We start from the raw sequence: 13,702 nt of genomic DNA, 5'->3' as shown, positions 1-13,702 counted from the left end.
CGCTCACCGCTTAAAAAAGCTGCCGACTCCTGCGTCCACCGGTTTCCGCGGCGGCCCTCGCTGCCCGGATGTCAGTGACATCGAACTGCGAAGGGGGCGAATCTTAGCGCCAGGAGCGCGAGCCCGCAAGCCCTTTTTCATCGACTCAAGGGAAAAGAGGCGCCGTGCGCCCCTTCTCACTGAACGCCGCTAGCGCTCATGACTTCGGATCGGCCTTCGCCGGCGGGTCGAACATCGCCTTGCATGGCGGCGAAAGCTCATCGTAGTGCTGCTTCATACACGCTGCGATCTTCTGCTTGTTAGGAATCGCGCTCGCGCAAAAGTGGAATGCATCGCCACGGCATGCGTGTTCCTGCTCGTCGCGCGTTTCGCCGCTGCTCGCAATCGCAAACATCAGGCACGCCACCAATGCGCCCGCTTTCATCATGCGATCGAACGGTTTGCTCATGGCGTTCTCCTCGTGATGAGTATTCCGGCGTCATCCTGCAAGCGCTATTCCCGGCACGTCGCTTGCAACACTGTCCTCACTTGCCACGATGAGGCGCTGCTCTCACGCAGCGGAACGCCATGAATCTACCGATCACCAGGATACTCGCGCTTTGCTCGGCTATTGTCATACTAGGCGTCCCCCTGGCCGCTCATGCGGACGACAGTGCAAGCCCCTGCGCAGCGCTCAAGCGTATCGTCGCGGCAGCACCGCAGCATTTCGCTGCATTGAGTCCTGATGACGGACGCGCCGTCGCGCAGCCCTATGGCGACGACGCTCAATGCGCAACGAGCGGCGGGAGTTTTCAGTGCGTCTGGAGCGCACGAGACGCTGGGTCGGGGACCAATGCACTCGAAGGCGTGGGGGCCGACATCGCCTCATGCCTTCCCGACGCAACCCACGACGTGAACGCGCCAGGCCGTCAGCACTTCTATCTGGGACAGCGCGGCAGCCGGACCGAGATCACCGCACAGACCGATGGCTCAACGCGTGTGAAGCTGAGCGTCTCCCATCAATAAACCTAGCCCGAAGCCGAATGGGTTCGACAACGCATGCGAAACCGGCAGATCAGGACGCCATCCACTAAGAGCCCGCGGCCGCGCGCCGCCGCGTCACGCCTGCAGTTCGCGCGGCGCCATGTCGGCGCCCAGTCAGCACGGTCTGCACAATCACCGCGGCAAGCAGGAACGCGCCGCTAGCGAGGTTCTGATAGTAAGGGCTCAGCGTGCCGACCTGATTGATCACATTGTCGATGACGCCGAGCAGCAGCACGCCGGCCAGCGGTCCGGCCATCGTTCCCACGCCGCCCGTGAGCAACACGCCGCCGATTACGGCCGCGGCGATCGACTGCAATTCATAGCCAGTGCCCGCTCCCGACAGCCCCGAGTCCAGATGCGAGGCCAGCAGCGCCCCCGAGAGGCCGGCCAGTGCACCGGACAATCCGTAGGCGAGTATCTTCACCCGCTCCACGCGTACGCCCAGCATGCGCGCCGCCTCTTCGTTGCCGCCGATCGCGAAGATCGCGGCGCCAAAGCGCGTGTGGTTGAGGAGCGCGCCTCCGAGCGCATAAACGATCACCAGCACCCAAATGAGATTGTTGACGCCCAAGATCGAGCCATTGGCGATGCGCGCGAAGAAACCTGGATTGGCGATGAGCAGATCCTGGCTCGCGAGCACGAGCGCGAGCCCCTTGAGCCCAAGCAACGCGGCGAGCGTGACGATGAACGGCGCCATGCGCGCGCGGGCGATCAACACGCCGTTCACCAGACCCACGACGAATCCGGCAGCCACCGGCGCGAGCAGCGCGGCGCCCCACCCGTAAGGCGCTGCATAGGCGGCCAGGACCGTGCCGAGTCCGACCATCGACCCGACGGAAAGATCGAATCCGCCCAGGATGATGACGATGCTTTGCCCCACGGCCACGAGCCCGAGAAACGCGCCGTTCGCGGCGATGTCGGCGAGATTCGCGGGGCGCAGGAAGTCGGGAAATACCATGCCGGCCACGAGCGCGACAACCACGAGCATCGCGATCGCCCCGCGCGACTGCATGAGCGCGATCAGTTGTGCGCGCCGGTTCGCGCCCGGAGCGGCGGCGGTTTGCGCCGCCGATTGTGTGGGCTGTTGCATCGCTTCAGCCTCCCGAGCGTTGCAGGTAGAGCGCGACGACGATGAACACCGCCTTGAGGATCTGCGCGTAAGTGAAACTGATGTTGTTCATGATGAAGCTCGCGTCGAGAACCTGGAGCAGCAACACGCCGAACACCGCGCCGACGACCGAGATGCGGCCGCCCGAAAGCGGCGTGCCCCCGATGACCGAGGCGGCGATCGCATCGAGTTCGAAGTTCACGCCAACGTAGTTGGGATCGGCAGCGCCAAGCCGCGACGAAGCGAACACGCCGGCGAGCCCGGCAAGCGTGCCGCTCACCGCATAGACGAGAAAGAGCGTACGCCGCACGGGAATGCCCGCGAGGAACGCAGCACCGCGACTCGCGCCCACGAGGATCGCGTAGCGCCCGAAGGTCGTGCGCCGCACCACGAATGCCACCACGACCGCGAGCCCGAGCGCGATCAGCATGACAATGGGCAGTGGGCCAACCGCGCCCGCGCCGAGCAGATCGAACGCCGGGGTGTCGGGCAGATTCACGCGTGAGCCGCCCAGGAGCGCCTGCGCGAGCCCGCGTGCGGCGACCAGCAAGGCAAGGCTCGAGATCAGCGGATCGATGGCGAGCAGCGCCACGAGGAAGCCGTTGCACAAGCCGATTACGGCGCCCACCGCGACCGCGCCCACGAGCGCCGGGCCCACGCCATACGGCAGGAACACGGCGATCGAGGCGCTGGCGAGCGCCATCACCGATCCCACGGAAAGATCGATGCCACGCGTCGCGATCGCGAGATTCTGGCCAAGCGCGATCAAGACGATCGGCGCTGCCTCGAACAGCAGGCTGCGCGCCGCGAAGGGATTCGAGAAGCCAGGCGTGACGATCAGATTGAAGACCACGAGCGCGGCAAGCGCGAAGTACACGCTGTGCTCGCGCAGCACGTTACGCCAGGTGTGCATGCGCGACGCGGCGCCGGGCACAGGCGAGACGGAGCGGTTCGAGGAATTCGAAGGATTCGCGGGGCTCAAGCTTGCCTCGTTCGATTCAAGGTTGGTCGCCATCGGAACTGTGGTCGTGGATTGTGGCGGGGTTGGCGCGGGATTGCTCACGCGGTGCCGTCGCCGTGGTCAACGTCATCGCGAGTTCCAGCGCCGGCCAGTACGGCGAGCACGTCGTCCGGGTGCGCGCCGGCAGTGGGCATGCCGCCCTCGGTCGCGCCTTCGTTGAGCACGACGAGGCGGTCGGTCAGCGCTAGCAACTCCTCCATCTCGGACGACGTGACCACCACCGCAAGCCCCTCCCGCGCCAGGTCCTGCACGACGCGATGTACCTCCTCCTTCGCCCCGACATCGATGCCGCGCGTGGGATCGTCGAGCAGCAGCACCGTCGGGCGGGTCGAGAGGCAGCGCGCGATCAGCGCCTTTTGCTGATTACCACCCGAGAGCGTCGTGATGAGCGCGCCAGGACCGGCCGTCTTGATGCCGAGTCGTTCGATCGACTCGCGCACCACCTGCGCCTCCTTCGCCCGCGAGATGAGGCCGAAACGCGAAATGCGCGGCAGCAGGCTCGCGACGATGTTCTCGCGCACGGAGAGACTGGGAAAGATGCCTTCCGCGCGGCGGTCTTCAGAAAGGAAAGCGAGACCGCGCCCGATCGAGCGCGCCGGGCTCGTATGCGTGAGCGCGCGTCCCGCGATATCGACTTCGCCGCCATCGGCCTTCTGCGCGCCGAAAATCGTCTTGAACGTTTCCGTGCGGCCCGAGCCGAGCAGGCCAGCCAGGCCGACGATCTCCTTGCGGGCCACCCGCAGCGACACGTCGCGCACGCGGTTGCCCCACTGCAAATGATCGACGGCCAGCGCCGGCGCAGCGTTGGCGTCGGCATCGGCATTGCCCGAGCGCTCCGCCCACGCATGCACGCCCGCGCTCTCGCGACCGAGCATGGCCGCGATCAATGCCGCACGCGGCAGCTCTTCGGGCGTTCCCGTGCGAACCACGGCGCCGTCGCGCATCACCGTGAAGCGATCGCACAGCCGGTAGCATTCGGACAGCCGATGACTCACGAACAACAACGCAATGCCTTCGGCGCGCAGACGATCGACGACTTCGAACAGGACGTCCACTTCCGCACCGCTCAGGGCCGAAGTCGGCTCGTCGAGGACCAGCACGCGCGCGCCTAGCGAAACGCCGCGCGCAATCGCCACCATCTGCTGCGCGCCAAGCCCGAGCGAACCGAGACGCGCGGCCGGGTCAACCGCAAGCCGGTAGCGCTGCACGATGTCGGCGGCGCGCTCGAGCATGCGCCTCCTGTCGATCAGGATGCCGAATCGTTTTGGTTCGTGGCACAGAAAGATGTTGTCCGCCACGCTGCGCTCCGGTATCAGGTTGATCTCCTGATACACGGCGCACACGCCCGCGCCCTGCGCCGCACGCGGACTGTCGAACGCGACGCCCGCGCCGTCGAGCGTGAGCGCGCCCGAGTCGGGCTGATGAAAGCCGGTGAGGACCTTGATCAGCGTGGACTTACCCGCGCCGTTCTCGCCCACGAGGCCGTGCACCTCGCCCGCGCGCAGCGTCAGCGAGACGTCGCGCAGCGCGCGCACCCCGCCGAAGGTCTTCGAAACGCCGTGCGTTTCGAGCACGGCGCGCGGGGTGGCCGTAGCGGAATCGGCGCGATTGGTGCGATTGGCGGGGACGCTCGTCGTCATCGTGCGGGCGCGGCTCAGTAGACCTTGCCCTGCGCGAGCGACGGCTGCGCGTTGGTGCGGTTGAAGAGCGCGTCGTCCATGATCTGCTTTTGCGGCACCGGCTTGCCCGCGAGATAGTCTTCCAGCGACTTGAAGGCGAGCGGACCGAAGCGCGGGTTCGTCTCGACATCGGCGGCGACGATGCCGTTCGAGATATCCGTGACGATCTCCTTCGTGCCGTCGATCGAGACGATCTTCACGCCGTTGAGCTTGCCGGCCTGGCGCAGCGCCTTGATCGCGCCGACCGTCATCGTATCGGCGTGGGTGTAGACGGCGTTGACGTCCGGGTGCGCGAGCAGGATCTGCTCCATCACCTTCTGCGCCTCGGTCGTCGACCAGTTCGCGGTCTGCGCGGCGACGATCTTCATGCCGGGATAGGGCTTGAGGCCGTTCGCGAAGCCGTCTGTGCGCTGGCTTTCCACCGTGTTGCCGTAGCCGCCCTGGATCTCGGCGATGATCGCGTTGCCGCCCGTGGCGTCGGCCAGCGCCTTCGCCGCGCGCTCGCCCTGCTTGTAGAAGTCGGAGCCAAGGAACGTGATGAAGTCGTCGCACGCCGTACCCGCCGTCTGCCGGTCGATCGTCACGACGGGAATGCCCTTCGCACGCGCCTGGGCGAGCGCGGGCTGCAGGCCGGTGGAGTCATTGGGCGCAATGATCAGCGCCTCGGCGCCCTGATTGATCATGCTTTCGATGTCGGCGACCTGCTTGGCCTGATTGGCGTTCGCGTTCGTATAGAGGAGGCGCTTCACGCCGGCTTCCTTCGCCGCCGCGCGCACCGAGGCGGTTTCGGTCGCGCGGAACGGGTTCTGCTCATTCTCCGACTGCGAGAACCCCACCACCATGTCGCTAAGCTTCTTGCCGCCCGGCTTGGGATTCGTGCAGCTCTCGCTGGAATTCGACTGGACCTTTTGTGCGCCGTTGTCGGACTGCGCATAAGCGCTTGTGGCGAATGCGCTCGCCAGGCAAAGACCGGCGGCAATGAGGGCGGACTGGATTCGTTGATGACGCATGGCTGTCTCCTGTCGGCCGAAGTTAGCGCTTCAGCGCTTACTCCGGCCCCATGCAAGGCGTTGAATGACACGAACGGCGCAGGCCACTGGCCCCACCGCGGTTTTTTTGTCTTTCTTGTTTCATTGGACGCCGCACCAAACTCGGCACCAAATAATTACGGCCACTGCTTCAACTAATATTACCAGTCAATTTTCGGAGATATTAATGAGGGTATTCACGGGGGAGGGGGAGGCGGGGTCGGGCGCGCACACCGAGGCCCGTTCGATGAGTGGCCCGTCGAGCTTCACGGTGCGGTGGCGCACCGGCGCGCCGGCGCTGCGGTTCTGCTCTTCCTGCAGCAGCGTCTCGACGGCCCAGCGCCCAAGCTCGTAGTTGGGCAGCACGACGGTGGTGAGCGGAGGATGGGTGTGGCGCGCGATTTCCTGGTCGTCGTAGCCCATGACCGAGACGTCCTCGGGCACGCGCAGCCCGAGTTGCTTGAGCGCTTCGATCGCGCCGATCGCCGTCAAGTCGTTCGCGCAGAAGATCGCCGTGGGCGGATTCGGCTCGCGCATGAGCGAGAGCGTGAGCTCGAACCCCTTGCCGGAGCTCCAGTCGCCGTCACGCACGAGGCGCTCGTCGAACAGCAGGTCGGCGGTCGCGAGCGCCTGGCGGTAGCCCTTCAGGCGGTCTTTCGCGGCGTCCTGCCAGGTTTCGCCGTTGATGAAACCAATACGCCGATGTCCAGCCTCGATCAGGTATTCCGTGGCCGTATGGCCGCCCGCCACTTCGGCCGGCACGACCGAAGAAAGCGCGTGATCGGACGCGTAGCAGTTGAGCAGCACGGCCGGCACCTTCAGCAGCGCGGGCGGCACCGTGACCTTGCGCGTGTACACGGTCGCGTAGATCACGCCGAGCACGTTCGGCATGGCGAGCGTTTGCAGGACCTGCTGCTCCATCTGGGCGTTGCCGTGCGTCGAGAACACCGCGAGCAGACAGCCGTTGTTCCAGGCGGCGTCGCGCGCGCCGTCGATGCTCACCACGGGGTGCGGGCTCGTCGACACTTCGTCGGCGAGATAGACGATGAGATTGCGCTCACCCGCCGGGGCGGGCGTCTGCACCGCGCGGATCGGCAGCTGGTAGCCCAGCGACTGCGCCACTTCGTGCACCTTCAGGCGCGTCGCCTCCGAGAGCTTGGCGCCCACCGCGCCGTTGAGCACGAGAGAGACCGTGGATTGCGACACGCCCGCGGCCTTCGCGATGTCGGTCATGGTCGGGCGGCGTTGCGTCGATTTTTTCATCGGATGTGAGGGGGACTGCGGAAGGGCTGCGCGGCGCGGCGGCGCGCGCTCGGGGCCGCGCTGTTGGCCCGAAGCGTAGCACTAATAATTTGGACCATCAATTGGCGTATGTCACCATTTTTTGGATTCATCATCGGCAATTTCAACGCCTATATTATTCTTTATTAGTAATAAAACGATTCGCCGGAGAATGCTCATTTGACTGCCCGACCGAACCCCTCGCCGCCCCCGGAACTCGCTTTCGACGCCGCCGCGCTCGACGACGGTCAACTCGTCACGCTTGCCCATGGCGATGCGCGCGTACTCGTCGCGCCGCACGTGGGCGGCTCGATCGCCGCGTTCTACGACACTTCCGGCGGAGCCCCGGCGTCACACTGGCTGCGCCCGGCCACGCGCGCCGCCATCGACGCACGCGACCCGCTCGGCATGGCGAGCTTTCCGCTGATGCCGTACTGCAACCGCATCCGCGACGGACGATTCCGCTTCGAAGGCGAGATGATCGACTTACCGAGCGGCACCGGCGCGCTGCGCCACGCGCTACATGGCCACGCCTGGCGGCGGCCCTGGACGGTCGAGGCGCAAACGGCCGCTACGCTCACACTGCACTTCCTGCATGAGCCGCACGAAGCGCATGAATCCCACGTTTCGCGCAAAGCCGATTCCCACGCCGGGACCGGCTGGCCGTTTCGCTACGAAGCGCGCCAGCATCTGACGCTCGACGCCAGCGGCCTCACGGTGCGCCTGTGGGCCCGCAACCTGGCCGCGCGGCCCATGCCGTTCGGCCTCGGCCACCATCCGTACTATCCGCGCCCGCCTGGCACACGCGTTGCCGCGCGCGTGCGCGCCATGTGGGAAATCGACACGGAAGTCCTGCCGGTTTCGCTCAGCGCCCACCCGGCCGTCGACGCGCTGCAGGCCGGCCTGATCGTCGACGACTTCGATCTCGACAACAACTTCTCCGGCTGGCGTCGCGAGGCGGTCATCGAGTGGCCGCACGAAGGCCGGCGTCTCGCGCTGCGCGCGAGCACGCCGCTCGACTTCTTCGTGGTCTTCTGCCCGCCCGGCCTGCCGTACTTCTGCGCGGAGCCCGTCAGCAATACGACGGACTGGCTCAATCTGCGCCACGAAGGAACGGTGAAGCGTATCGACGTGGGCGGCACCGTGCTCGCGCCCGGCGAAACGCTCGAAGCCCAGCTTGCCTGGCAACCCGAGCGCACCTGAAGCGGAGTACAGCTCTCACATGCCCGCACCGTTTCGCACGCCCGCCAACGGCGCGCCGTAGCCGCCCGCCTCGGCGTTGTTCGGGTGGCCGTTCGCGAGTTGCCCGCGCGGATCGGTGGGGCCGACCGGCATCTCGCCGGCCTGGCGATTGCCGTGGGTCGGGTACTCGCTGCCGGGCTGCGCATTGGGCATCAGTGCGAGGCTGTTTTGCGGCGAGCGCAAGTTGTCATTCGGCGCCAGTTGGGCAACGGCATAGCCGGGCGCGCCTGCGAGCATTGCGCAAGCCATGAGGGACGGAATGGCCGCGTGGGCGAAGAAGGGCTTCATCTGGTACTCCTTGTCGCGCAACGCGACACGCTTGCAGCACGCGCATGCTCGCCGTGCTGCTTTCAGGCTAGCAGACAGACGCCTGCCGCGCTCAATGACGCTCTCCTGCAAACACCGCGCAGCGGTTACTATTCGAGGTTGTAAGGCAAACCAGAAAAAGCGGCTCGCCATAGCGGGCCGATACAACGACAACCTCAGTCGACAGGAGACAAAACCATGGACCAGCCGCGCGCCGTCGACGTCCAAACCTTCCTCAACGAACATCCGTTTTCGCCGTTCCAGTGGTTCATCTTCGCGATGTGCTTCGTCATCGTCCTGCTCGACGGTTTCGACACGGCCGCGATCGGCTTCATCGCGCCTTCGCTGCTCGGCGAATGGGGCATCTCCAAGCCCGCGCTCGCACCCGTGCTGAGCGCGGCGCTCTTCGGCCTCGCTTGCGGTGCGCTCGCGTCCGGGCCGCTCTCCGACCGGCTCGGGCGACGCGCCATGCTGGTCGGCTCGGTGCTGCTGTTCGGCGTGACCTGCCTCGGCTCGGCGTTCTCCACCAGCATCGGCGAACTCACGTGGCTGCGCTTCATTACAGGTGTCGGCCTCGGCGCGGCCATGCCGAATGCGGTCACGATGATGGGCGAGTACTGCCCCGACCGCAACCGCGCCACCGTGATCAATCTGATGTTCTGCGGCTTTCCGCTCGGCGCGGCTTGCGGCGGCTTTCTCGCCGCGTGGATGATTCCGCACTTCGGCTGGCGCAGCGTGCTCGTGCTCGGCGGCGTGACGCCGCTCGTGCTCGCCGTGCCGCTCTTCTTGCGCATGCCGGAATCGGTGCGCTACATGGTGGCGAATAACCGGCCCGCCGAGCGTATTCGCGCCGCGCTTGCCCGCATCTCGCCCGACGCCGCCAAAGCGCAGGTGTTCACGATGACGGAGCACGCCCCGCAAACTGAAAGCAAGGGCCTTGGCGTCGTGCTTTCGCCGATGTACCTCGTCGGCTCGGTCATGCTGTGGGTCGCGTATTTCATGGGGCTCGTGATCTTCTACGCGTCGATCAACTGGATGCCGCTCCTGCTCAAGGACTCCGGCCTCACGGCTTCGAGCGCCACGCTGATCTCGGCGCTCTTCCCGCTCGGCGGTGTGGGCGCGGTGCTGAGCGGCATGCTGATGGACCGCTTCAACGCGAACCGGATCATCGCCGCGTGCTACGTGCTGACGGCGGTTTCGGTGTGGCTCATCGGCCAGGCGGCGGGCAGCGTGGCCCTGCTCGTGCTCGTCGTGTTCGTGGCCGGTGTGCTGATGAATACGGCGCAATCGTCGATGCCCGCGCTCGCCGCCGCGTTCTACCCCACCCAGGGGCGCGGCACCGGCGTGGCCTGGATGCTCGGCATCGGCCGCTTTGGCGGCATTGCGGGTTCGTTCCTCGTGGCCGAGCTGACGCGCCGGCACTTCACGTTCGCGGGCATTTTCGCGACGGTTGCCGTCGCCGGTCTCATTGCCGGCGCGGCGCTGCTGATCAAACAGGCCGCGCGGCCGCAGGCGAGCGGATCGGCGGCGGCAAAAACGGAGTCATTCGGGCACTGAAGCCCGCGTGAGGGTCGGGCATTGCGCCTTGCCGCCGGGCTTGCGGGCGGCGCAATGCTCGCAACAATCAGCCGCCGAGCGCGCCGAGATTGAGCGTGTGCGAATGGCCGATCCACACGGCGGCATCGCGATGGTCACGCAGGGCATCGGTCGTGTTCGGATGCACGAACACGTCGAGTGCGCCGTGATTGAGCGTGAGCCATTCGATGACCGTCATGAAGCGCTCTCGCGGTATGGCGAGCTGATACGACCACATTGGATGCGGCCCAACCGGGCGTTCGTGAAAACGGCCAATTTGCACGATCTCGCCGAAGCGGGCTTCAATCGCCTCGCGCAAGGTCCATGCAGCGTCGCGCGTCGCCGCGTCGAAATAGACGTGCGCGTGCCAGCTCGTGATATCGGCGGGATCGAGGTAGTTCATGGCGGGAGCAGGACTGCGGTGATGGTTCGATCCGACATTGTCCATCGAATGCGCGCGCGGCGCAGGCAAACGCACCACGCAATGTATCAGTGCGCGCCGTTTGAGTACGTGTCGCCCACCATCAGCCGCACGATCTCATCGCCATCGGTTTCGGCCACGCGCCGCTCGCCCGCCACTTCGCCGCGCCGCAGCACGACGATGCGCTCGGCCACGGAGAAAATATCGTGCAGGTTGTGCGAGATAAGAATGACGGCCACGCCCTGCGCCTTGAGTCCACGGATCAATTCCATCACCTTGCGTTGCTCGGGAACGCCGAGCGCCGCGGTGGGTTCGTCCATGATCAGCACGCGCGCGTTCCAGTAAATCGCACGCCCTATCGCGATGGCCTGGCGCTGGCCGCCCGAGAGCATTTTCACGGGGCCCGTGAGCTTGCGCGGCGGAATCACGATATCGAGCCGCTCGAGCACTTCGCGCGCCACCTCCGCCATGTGCGGCCGGTCGATCACCTGCAGGCCGAGACGCCGTCGCACGGGCTCGCGGCCGAGAAAGATGTTGCTGCCTACGTCGAGATTGTCGGCGAGCGCGAGATCCTGATAGATGGTTTCGATACCCTGCGAGCGCGCATCTTGCGGATCGCGCAATTGCAGCGGGCGTCCATCGAAGTGCAAATCGCCCGCATCGGCGCGATAAACGCCAGAGAGAATCTTGATGAGCGTGGACTTGCCCGCGCCGTTGTCGCCCGCGAGCGCAAGCACTTCGCCCGGCATGAGGCGCAGCGAAACGCGCTTGAGCGCCTCCACGCCGCCAAAGCGGATCGACACATCGCGCGCCTCCAGAATTGGCGTGGCGCTCGCGCTGCTCATTGCGCGCCTCCGAGCCGATCCTTGTACTGGTCGATCAGCACCGAAAGAATGATGACGATGCCGACCACGATGAATTGCCAGAACGCGTTGACGTCGATGAACACGAGCCCGAATTCGATCACGGCGATGATGAGCGCGCCGATCAGCGTGCCGATGACGTTGCCGGTGCCGCCAAAGAGACTCGCGCCGCCGATCACGACCGCCGCGATCGAATCGAGCAGCATGGGTTCGCCCGCATTGGCTGCGCCGGCGGCGAAGCGTGCCGTGTAGACGATGCCGCCCACCGCCGCGAAAGCCGCCGCGATCAGATAGATCGCGAACAGATGGCGGCGCACGTTAATGCCCGCGCGCACCGCCGACTGCGGATTGCCGCCTATTGCATAGGTGTACTGTCCAAAGCGCGTTTGCGAGAGCACGAAGTGCATGATGACGAGCAGTACGGCCGTGAGGATCACGGGCGTCCAGCCGCTGCCGAGCCACGCGAGCCCGGGATTGTTGACGGAGACGGTCATGCCGCTGCCCGCGGCAAGAAAACCCACGCCGCGCGCGACGCCATACATGCCGAGCGTGCCGATGAACGCGGGTACGCCCAGGCGTGCGATGAGGACGCCGTTCACGAAGCCCGGAATCAGGCACACGAGCACCGTGAGCGGAATCGATATCAACAAGATCCACGGCGACTCGCCGCCGGGAATCGTGAACTGCGCCACGCACACCGCCGCGAGCCCCATCACGAAGCCCACCGAAAGATCGATGCCTGCAGTGATGATCACGAAGGTCTGGCCGATGGCAAGCAAGAGCGGTGCGCTCGCCGCGAGGCCGATCGACTGCAGATTGTAAGCGTTGAACACGAACGAGCGATGCGCGGAGATGCGCGCCCATGCCTCGAAGAAGACGAGCAGCGTGCCGAGAAAGAGCCACGGCCAGACTTTGCTGACGAGCGCGAGCCTGTCGAGTCGTTTGTCGTTCATGTGGCTCTGTTCGCGTGCCTTAGTTCGAATAGATGTACTGCTTCATCTCCGGCTTATCGATGTTCGACTTGTCCAGCACCACGAAGCCCGTGCCCTTGTAGGTGGGAATCTTCTTGCCGTGGATGGCGTCGCCGGCGAACTTCACGGCTGTATAGCCCATTTCGTCGGGAAGCTGCGCGATGGCGATATCGACGAGGCCGCTCCTGATCTGCTCGTCGATGCCCGGCACGGCGTCGAACACCACGACCTTCACCACGCCCTGCTTGCCTGCGTTCTTCACGCCTTGCGCTGCGCCCGCGCCCGAAAACGTATTGGCGCCAAACACGCCCGCGAGATCGGGATTGCGCGCGAGCACTGCCGCCACGTGTGAAGTGGCGCGATTGGCGTCGTCCTCGTTGTATTGTGTCTCCAGCACCTTGATGTTGGGGTGCTTCTTCATCTCCTCCATGAAACCTTGCGCGCGCGCGTCGGTGCTGGAGATGCCCGGCTTGTTGTTCTCGCAATAGACGGTGCCCTTGTCGCCAATCGCCTTGGCGAGCGAGCGCGCCGCTACCCGGCCACCTTCCAGGTTGTCCGAAGCGATATAGGAGAGCGGGAAATCGGCGTCGCCCTTGCCGGTTTGATAGTGGCCATCGCCGATATAGGTATCCACGGTGATGACCTTGATGCCGGCGTCGGCAGCTTCCTTGAGCGGGCCGATAAGCTGCTGCTTGTCGACGGGTGAGACGAGCAGCACGTCGGGATGCTTCGCGATGAAGGCCTTGAGGATCGGCACCTGCTCCGTGGTGTTCCAGGCCTTCGGCACCTGGAACAGCAACTGGATGTTGTCTTCCTTCGCCGCGCGCTCCGCGCCGCGATGCATCGTGAAGTAGAAGGGATCGGTGACGCCGGGCAGCAGCGCGACGACGGGATGCGCCGCATCCGCGTGCGCCACGCCGGGCAGCGCGCCGGCGACCAACGTGGAAAGAGCCATCAGACAGCCAAGAGCGATGCGCAACATGTTTGTCTTCCTCCAGGTGAGTCCGACGCACGGCGCCCAATCTTCCCGAGGCGACCACGCCCGGCAGCAGTGGCTCAGTATACTGACGCGCACTGCCGCGGGGCCTGGTGTTTTCCTGCACTTTCTTCGCTGTTTATGCGCTACAGATGCAGACGTCCCGATTGGTGGGACGACTGACTATTTTCATTGCAGGAACAACCGA

The 13,702-nt window shown here is 65.5% G+C and carries 14 protein-coding genes; 3 read left to right on the top strand and 11 right to left on the bottom strand.

The annotated features are described in order from the left end of the window. Positions 1-196: 196 nt before the first annotated feature. Positions 197-427 (bottom strand): hypothetical protein, encoded by a 231-nt coding sequence (locus tag U5A58_RS39930; protein ID WP_321965399.1) that lies wholly within the window; start codon positions 425-427, stop codon positions 197-199. 140 nt (positions 428-567) lie between these two features. Between U5A58_RS39930 and U5A58_RS39925 the strand changes: the two genes are divergently transcribed. Further along, on the top strand, positions 568-1,005 hold the full coding sequence (locus U5A58_RS39925) for a hypothetical protein (protein ID WP_321965398.1): 438 nt from the start codon (positions 568-570) through the stop codon (positions 1,003-1,005). Between the two features lie 64 nt (positions 1,006-1,069). Here the strand turns inward: U5A58_RS39925 and U5A58_RS39920 are convergent, their stop codons facing one another. The 5 genes from U5A58_RS39920 to U5A58_RS39900 all read right to left on the bottom strand — a co-directional run bounded on the left by U5A58_RS39920 (position 1,070) and on the right by U5A58_RS39900 (position 7,122). Then, positions 1,070-2,113 carry an ABC transporter permease gene (locus tag U5A58_RS39920; RefSeq protein ID WP_321965397.1) on the bottom strand — a complete coding sequence of 348 codons (1,044 nt, stop codon included), beginning with the start codon at positions 2,111-2,113 and terminating at the stop codon, positions 1,070-1,072. Between the two features lie 4 nt (positions 2,114-2,117). Further along, positions 2,118-3,146, bottom strand: a complete 1,029-nt coding sequence (locus tag U5A58_RS39915) for an ABC transporter permease (protein WP_321965396.1) — start codon at positions 3,144-3,146, stop codon at positions 2,118-2,120. A gap of 44 nt (positions 3,147-3,190) precedes the next feature. Continuing rightward, positions 3,191-4,792 carry a sugar ABC transporter ATP-binding protein gene (locus tag U5A58_RS39910; RefSeq protein ID WP_321965395.1) on the bottom strand — a complete coding sequence of 534 codons (1,602 nt, stop codon included), beginning with the start codon at positions 4,790-4,792 and terminating at the stop codon, positions 3,191-3,193. Positions 4,793-4,806: 14 nt separating this feature from the next. Beyond that, entirely contained in the window at positions 4,807-5,841 is a 1,035-nt protein-coding gene (locus U5A58_RS39905) for an ABC transporter substrate-binding protein (protein ID WP_321965394.1), read from the bottom strand. A gap of 186 nt (positions 5,842-6,027) precedes the next feature. Beyond that, a complete protein-coding gene (locus U5A58_RS39900; RefSeq protein ID WP_321965393.1) occupies positions 6,028-7,122 on the bottom strand; it encodes a LacI family DNA-binding transcriptional regulator in 1,095 nt (364 codons plus the stop codon). Positions 7,123-7,320: 198 nt separating this feature from the next. Between U5A58_RS39900 and U5A58_RS39895 the strand changes: the two genes are divergently transcribed. Then, entirely contained in the window at positions 7,321-8,343 is a 1,023-nt protein-coding gene (locus U5A58_RS39895) for an aldose 1-epimerase (protein ID WP_321965392.1), read from the top strand. A 15-nt stretch (positions 8,344-8,358) separates the two neighbouring features. Here U5A58_RS39895 and U5A58_RS39890 read toward each other — a convergent pair whose 3' ends face one another. Continuing rightward, positions 8,359-8,670, bottom strand: a complete 312-nt coding sequence (locus U5A58_RS39890; protein WP_321965391.1) for a hypothetical protein — start codon at positions 8,668-8,670, stop codon at positions 8,359-8,361. A 216-nt stretch (positions 8,671-8,886) separates the two neighbouring features. Between U5A58_RS39890 and U5A58_RS39885 the strand changes: the two genes are divergently transcribed. After that, positions 8,887-10,245 carry an MFS transporter gene (locus U5A58_RS39885; protein WP_321965390.1) on the top strand — a complete coding sequence of 453 codons (1,359 nt, stop codon included), beginning with the start codon at positions 8,887-8,889 and terminating at the stop codon, positions 10,243-10,245. Between the two features lie 67 nt (positions 10,246-10,312). Here the strand turns inward: U5A58_RS39885 and U5A58_RS39880 are convergent, their stop codons facing one another. From U5A58_RS39880 to U5A58_RS39865, 4 genes are all read right to left on the bottom strand, one after another. Next, on the bottom strand, positions 10,313-10,666 hold the full coding sequence (locus tag U5A58_RS39880; protein WP_321918000.1) for a DOPA 4,5-dioxygenase family protein: 354 nt from the start codon (positions 10,664-10,666) through the stop codon (positions 10,313-10,315). Positions 10,667-10,752: 86 nt separating this feature from the next. Then, positions 10,753-11,529, bottom strand: coding sequence for an ATP-binding cassette domain-containing protein (locus U5A58_RS39875; protein WP_321965389.1), 777 nt, complete (start codon positions 11,527-11,529; stop codon positions 10,753-10,755). After that, entirely contained in the window at positions 11,526-12,500 is a 975-nt protein-coding gene (locus U5A58_RS39870) for an ABC transporter permease subunit (RefSeq protein ID WP_321965388.1), read from the bottom strand. The genes U5A58_RS39875 and U5A58_RS39870 overlap by 4 nt, the downstream gene beginning before the upstream one ends. Before the next feature lie 19 nt (positions 12,501-12,519). Next, positions 12,520-13,500, bottom strand: coding sequence for an ABC transporter substrate-binding protein (locus U5A58_RS39865; RefSeq protein WP_321965387.1), 981 nt, complete (start codon positions 13,498-13,500; stop codon positions 12,520-12,522). Positions 13,501-13,702 lie beyond the last annotated feature (202 nt).

It is taken from the genome of Paraburkholderia sp. J7, from assembly GCF_905220155.1.
Classification (GTDB): domain Bacteria; phylum Pseudomonadota; class Gammaproteobacteria; order Burkholderiales; family Burkholderiaceae; genus Paraburkholderia.
The sequence above is the reverse complement of the archived record's forward strand: the minus strand, read 5'-3'. Positions and strand labels throughout refer to the sequence as shown.

Excerpts from the sequence above, each read along its gene's own strand:
- U5A58_RS39930 (WP_321965399.1), bottom strand. The coding sequence starts at position 427 with ATGATGAAAGCGGGCGCATTGGTGGCGTGCCTGATGTTTGCGATTGCG.
- U5A58_RS39880 (WP_321918000.1), bottom strand. The coding sequence starts at position 10,666 with ATGAACTACCTCGATCCCGCCGATATCACGAGCTGGCACGCGCACGTC.
- U5A58_RS39865 (WP_321965387.1), bottom strand. The coding sequence starts at position 13,500 with ATGTTGCGCATCGCTCTTGGCTGTCTGATGGCTCTTTCCACGTTGGTC.
- U5A58_RS39925 (WP_321965398.1), top strand. The coding sequence starts at position 568 with ATGAATCTACCGATCACCAGGATACTCGCGCTTTGCTCGGCTATTGTC.
- U5A58_RS39885 (WP_321965390.1), top strand. The coding sequence starts at position 8,887 with ATGGACCAGCCGCGCGCCGTCGACGTCCAAACCTTCCTCAACGAACAT.
- U5A58_RS39910 (WP_321965395.1), bottom strand. The coding sequence starts at position 4,792 with ATGACGACGAGCGTCCCCGCCAATCGCACCAATCGCGCCGATTCCGCT.
- U5A58_RS39920 (WP_321965397.1), bottom strand. The coding sequence starts at position 2,113 with ATGCAACAGCCCACACAATCGGCGGCGCAAACCGCCGCCGCTCCGGGC.
- U5A58_RS39905 (WP_321965394.1), bottom strand. The coding sequence starts at position 5,841 with ATGCGTCATCAACGAATCCAGTCCGCCCTCATTGCCGCCGGTCTTTGC.
- U5A58_RS39890 (WP_321965391.1), bottom strand. The coding sequence starts at position 8,670 with ATGAAGCCCTTCTTCGCCCACGCGGCCATTCCGTCCCTCATGGCTTGC.
- U5A58_RS39875 (WP_321965389.1), bottom strand. The coding sequence starts at position 11,529 with ATGAGCAGCGCGAGCGCCACGCCAATTCTGGAGGCGCGCGATGTGTCG.
- U5A58_RS39870 (WP_321965388.1), bottom strand. The coding sequence starts at position 12,500 with ATGAACGACAAACGACTCGACAGGCTCGCGCTCGTCAGCAAAGTCTGG.
- U5A58_RS39900 (WP_321965393.1), bottom strand. The coding sequence starts at position 7,122 with ATGAAAAAATCGACGCAACGCCGCCCGACCATGACCGACATCGCGAAG.
- U5A58_RS39915 (WP_321965396.1), bottom strand. The coding sequence starts at position 3,146 with ATGGCGACCAACCTTGAATCGAACGAGGCAAGCTTGAGCCCCGCGAAT.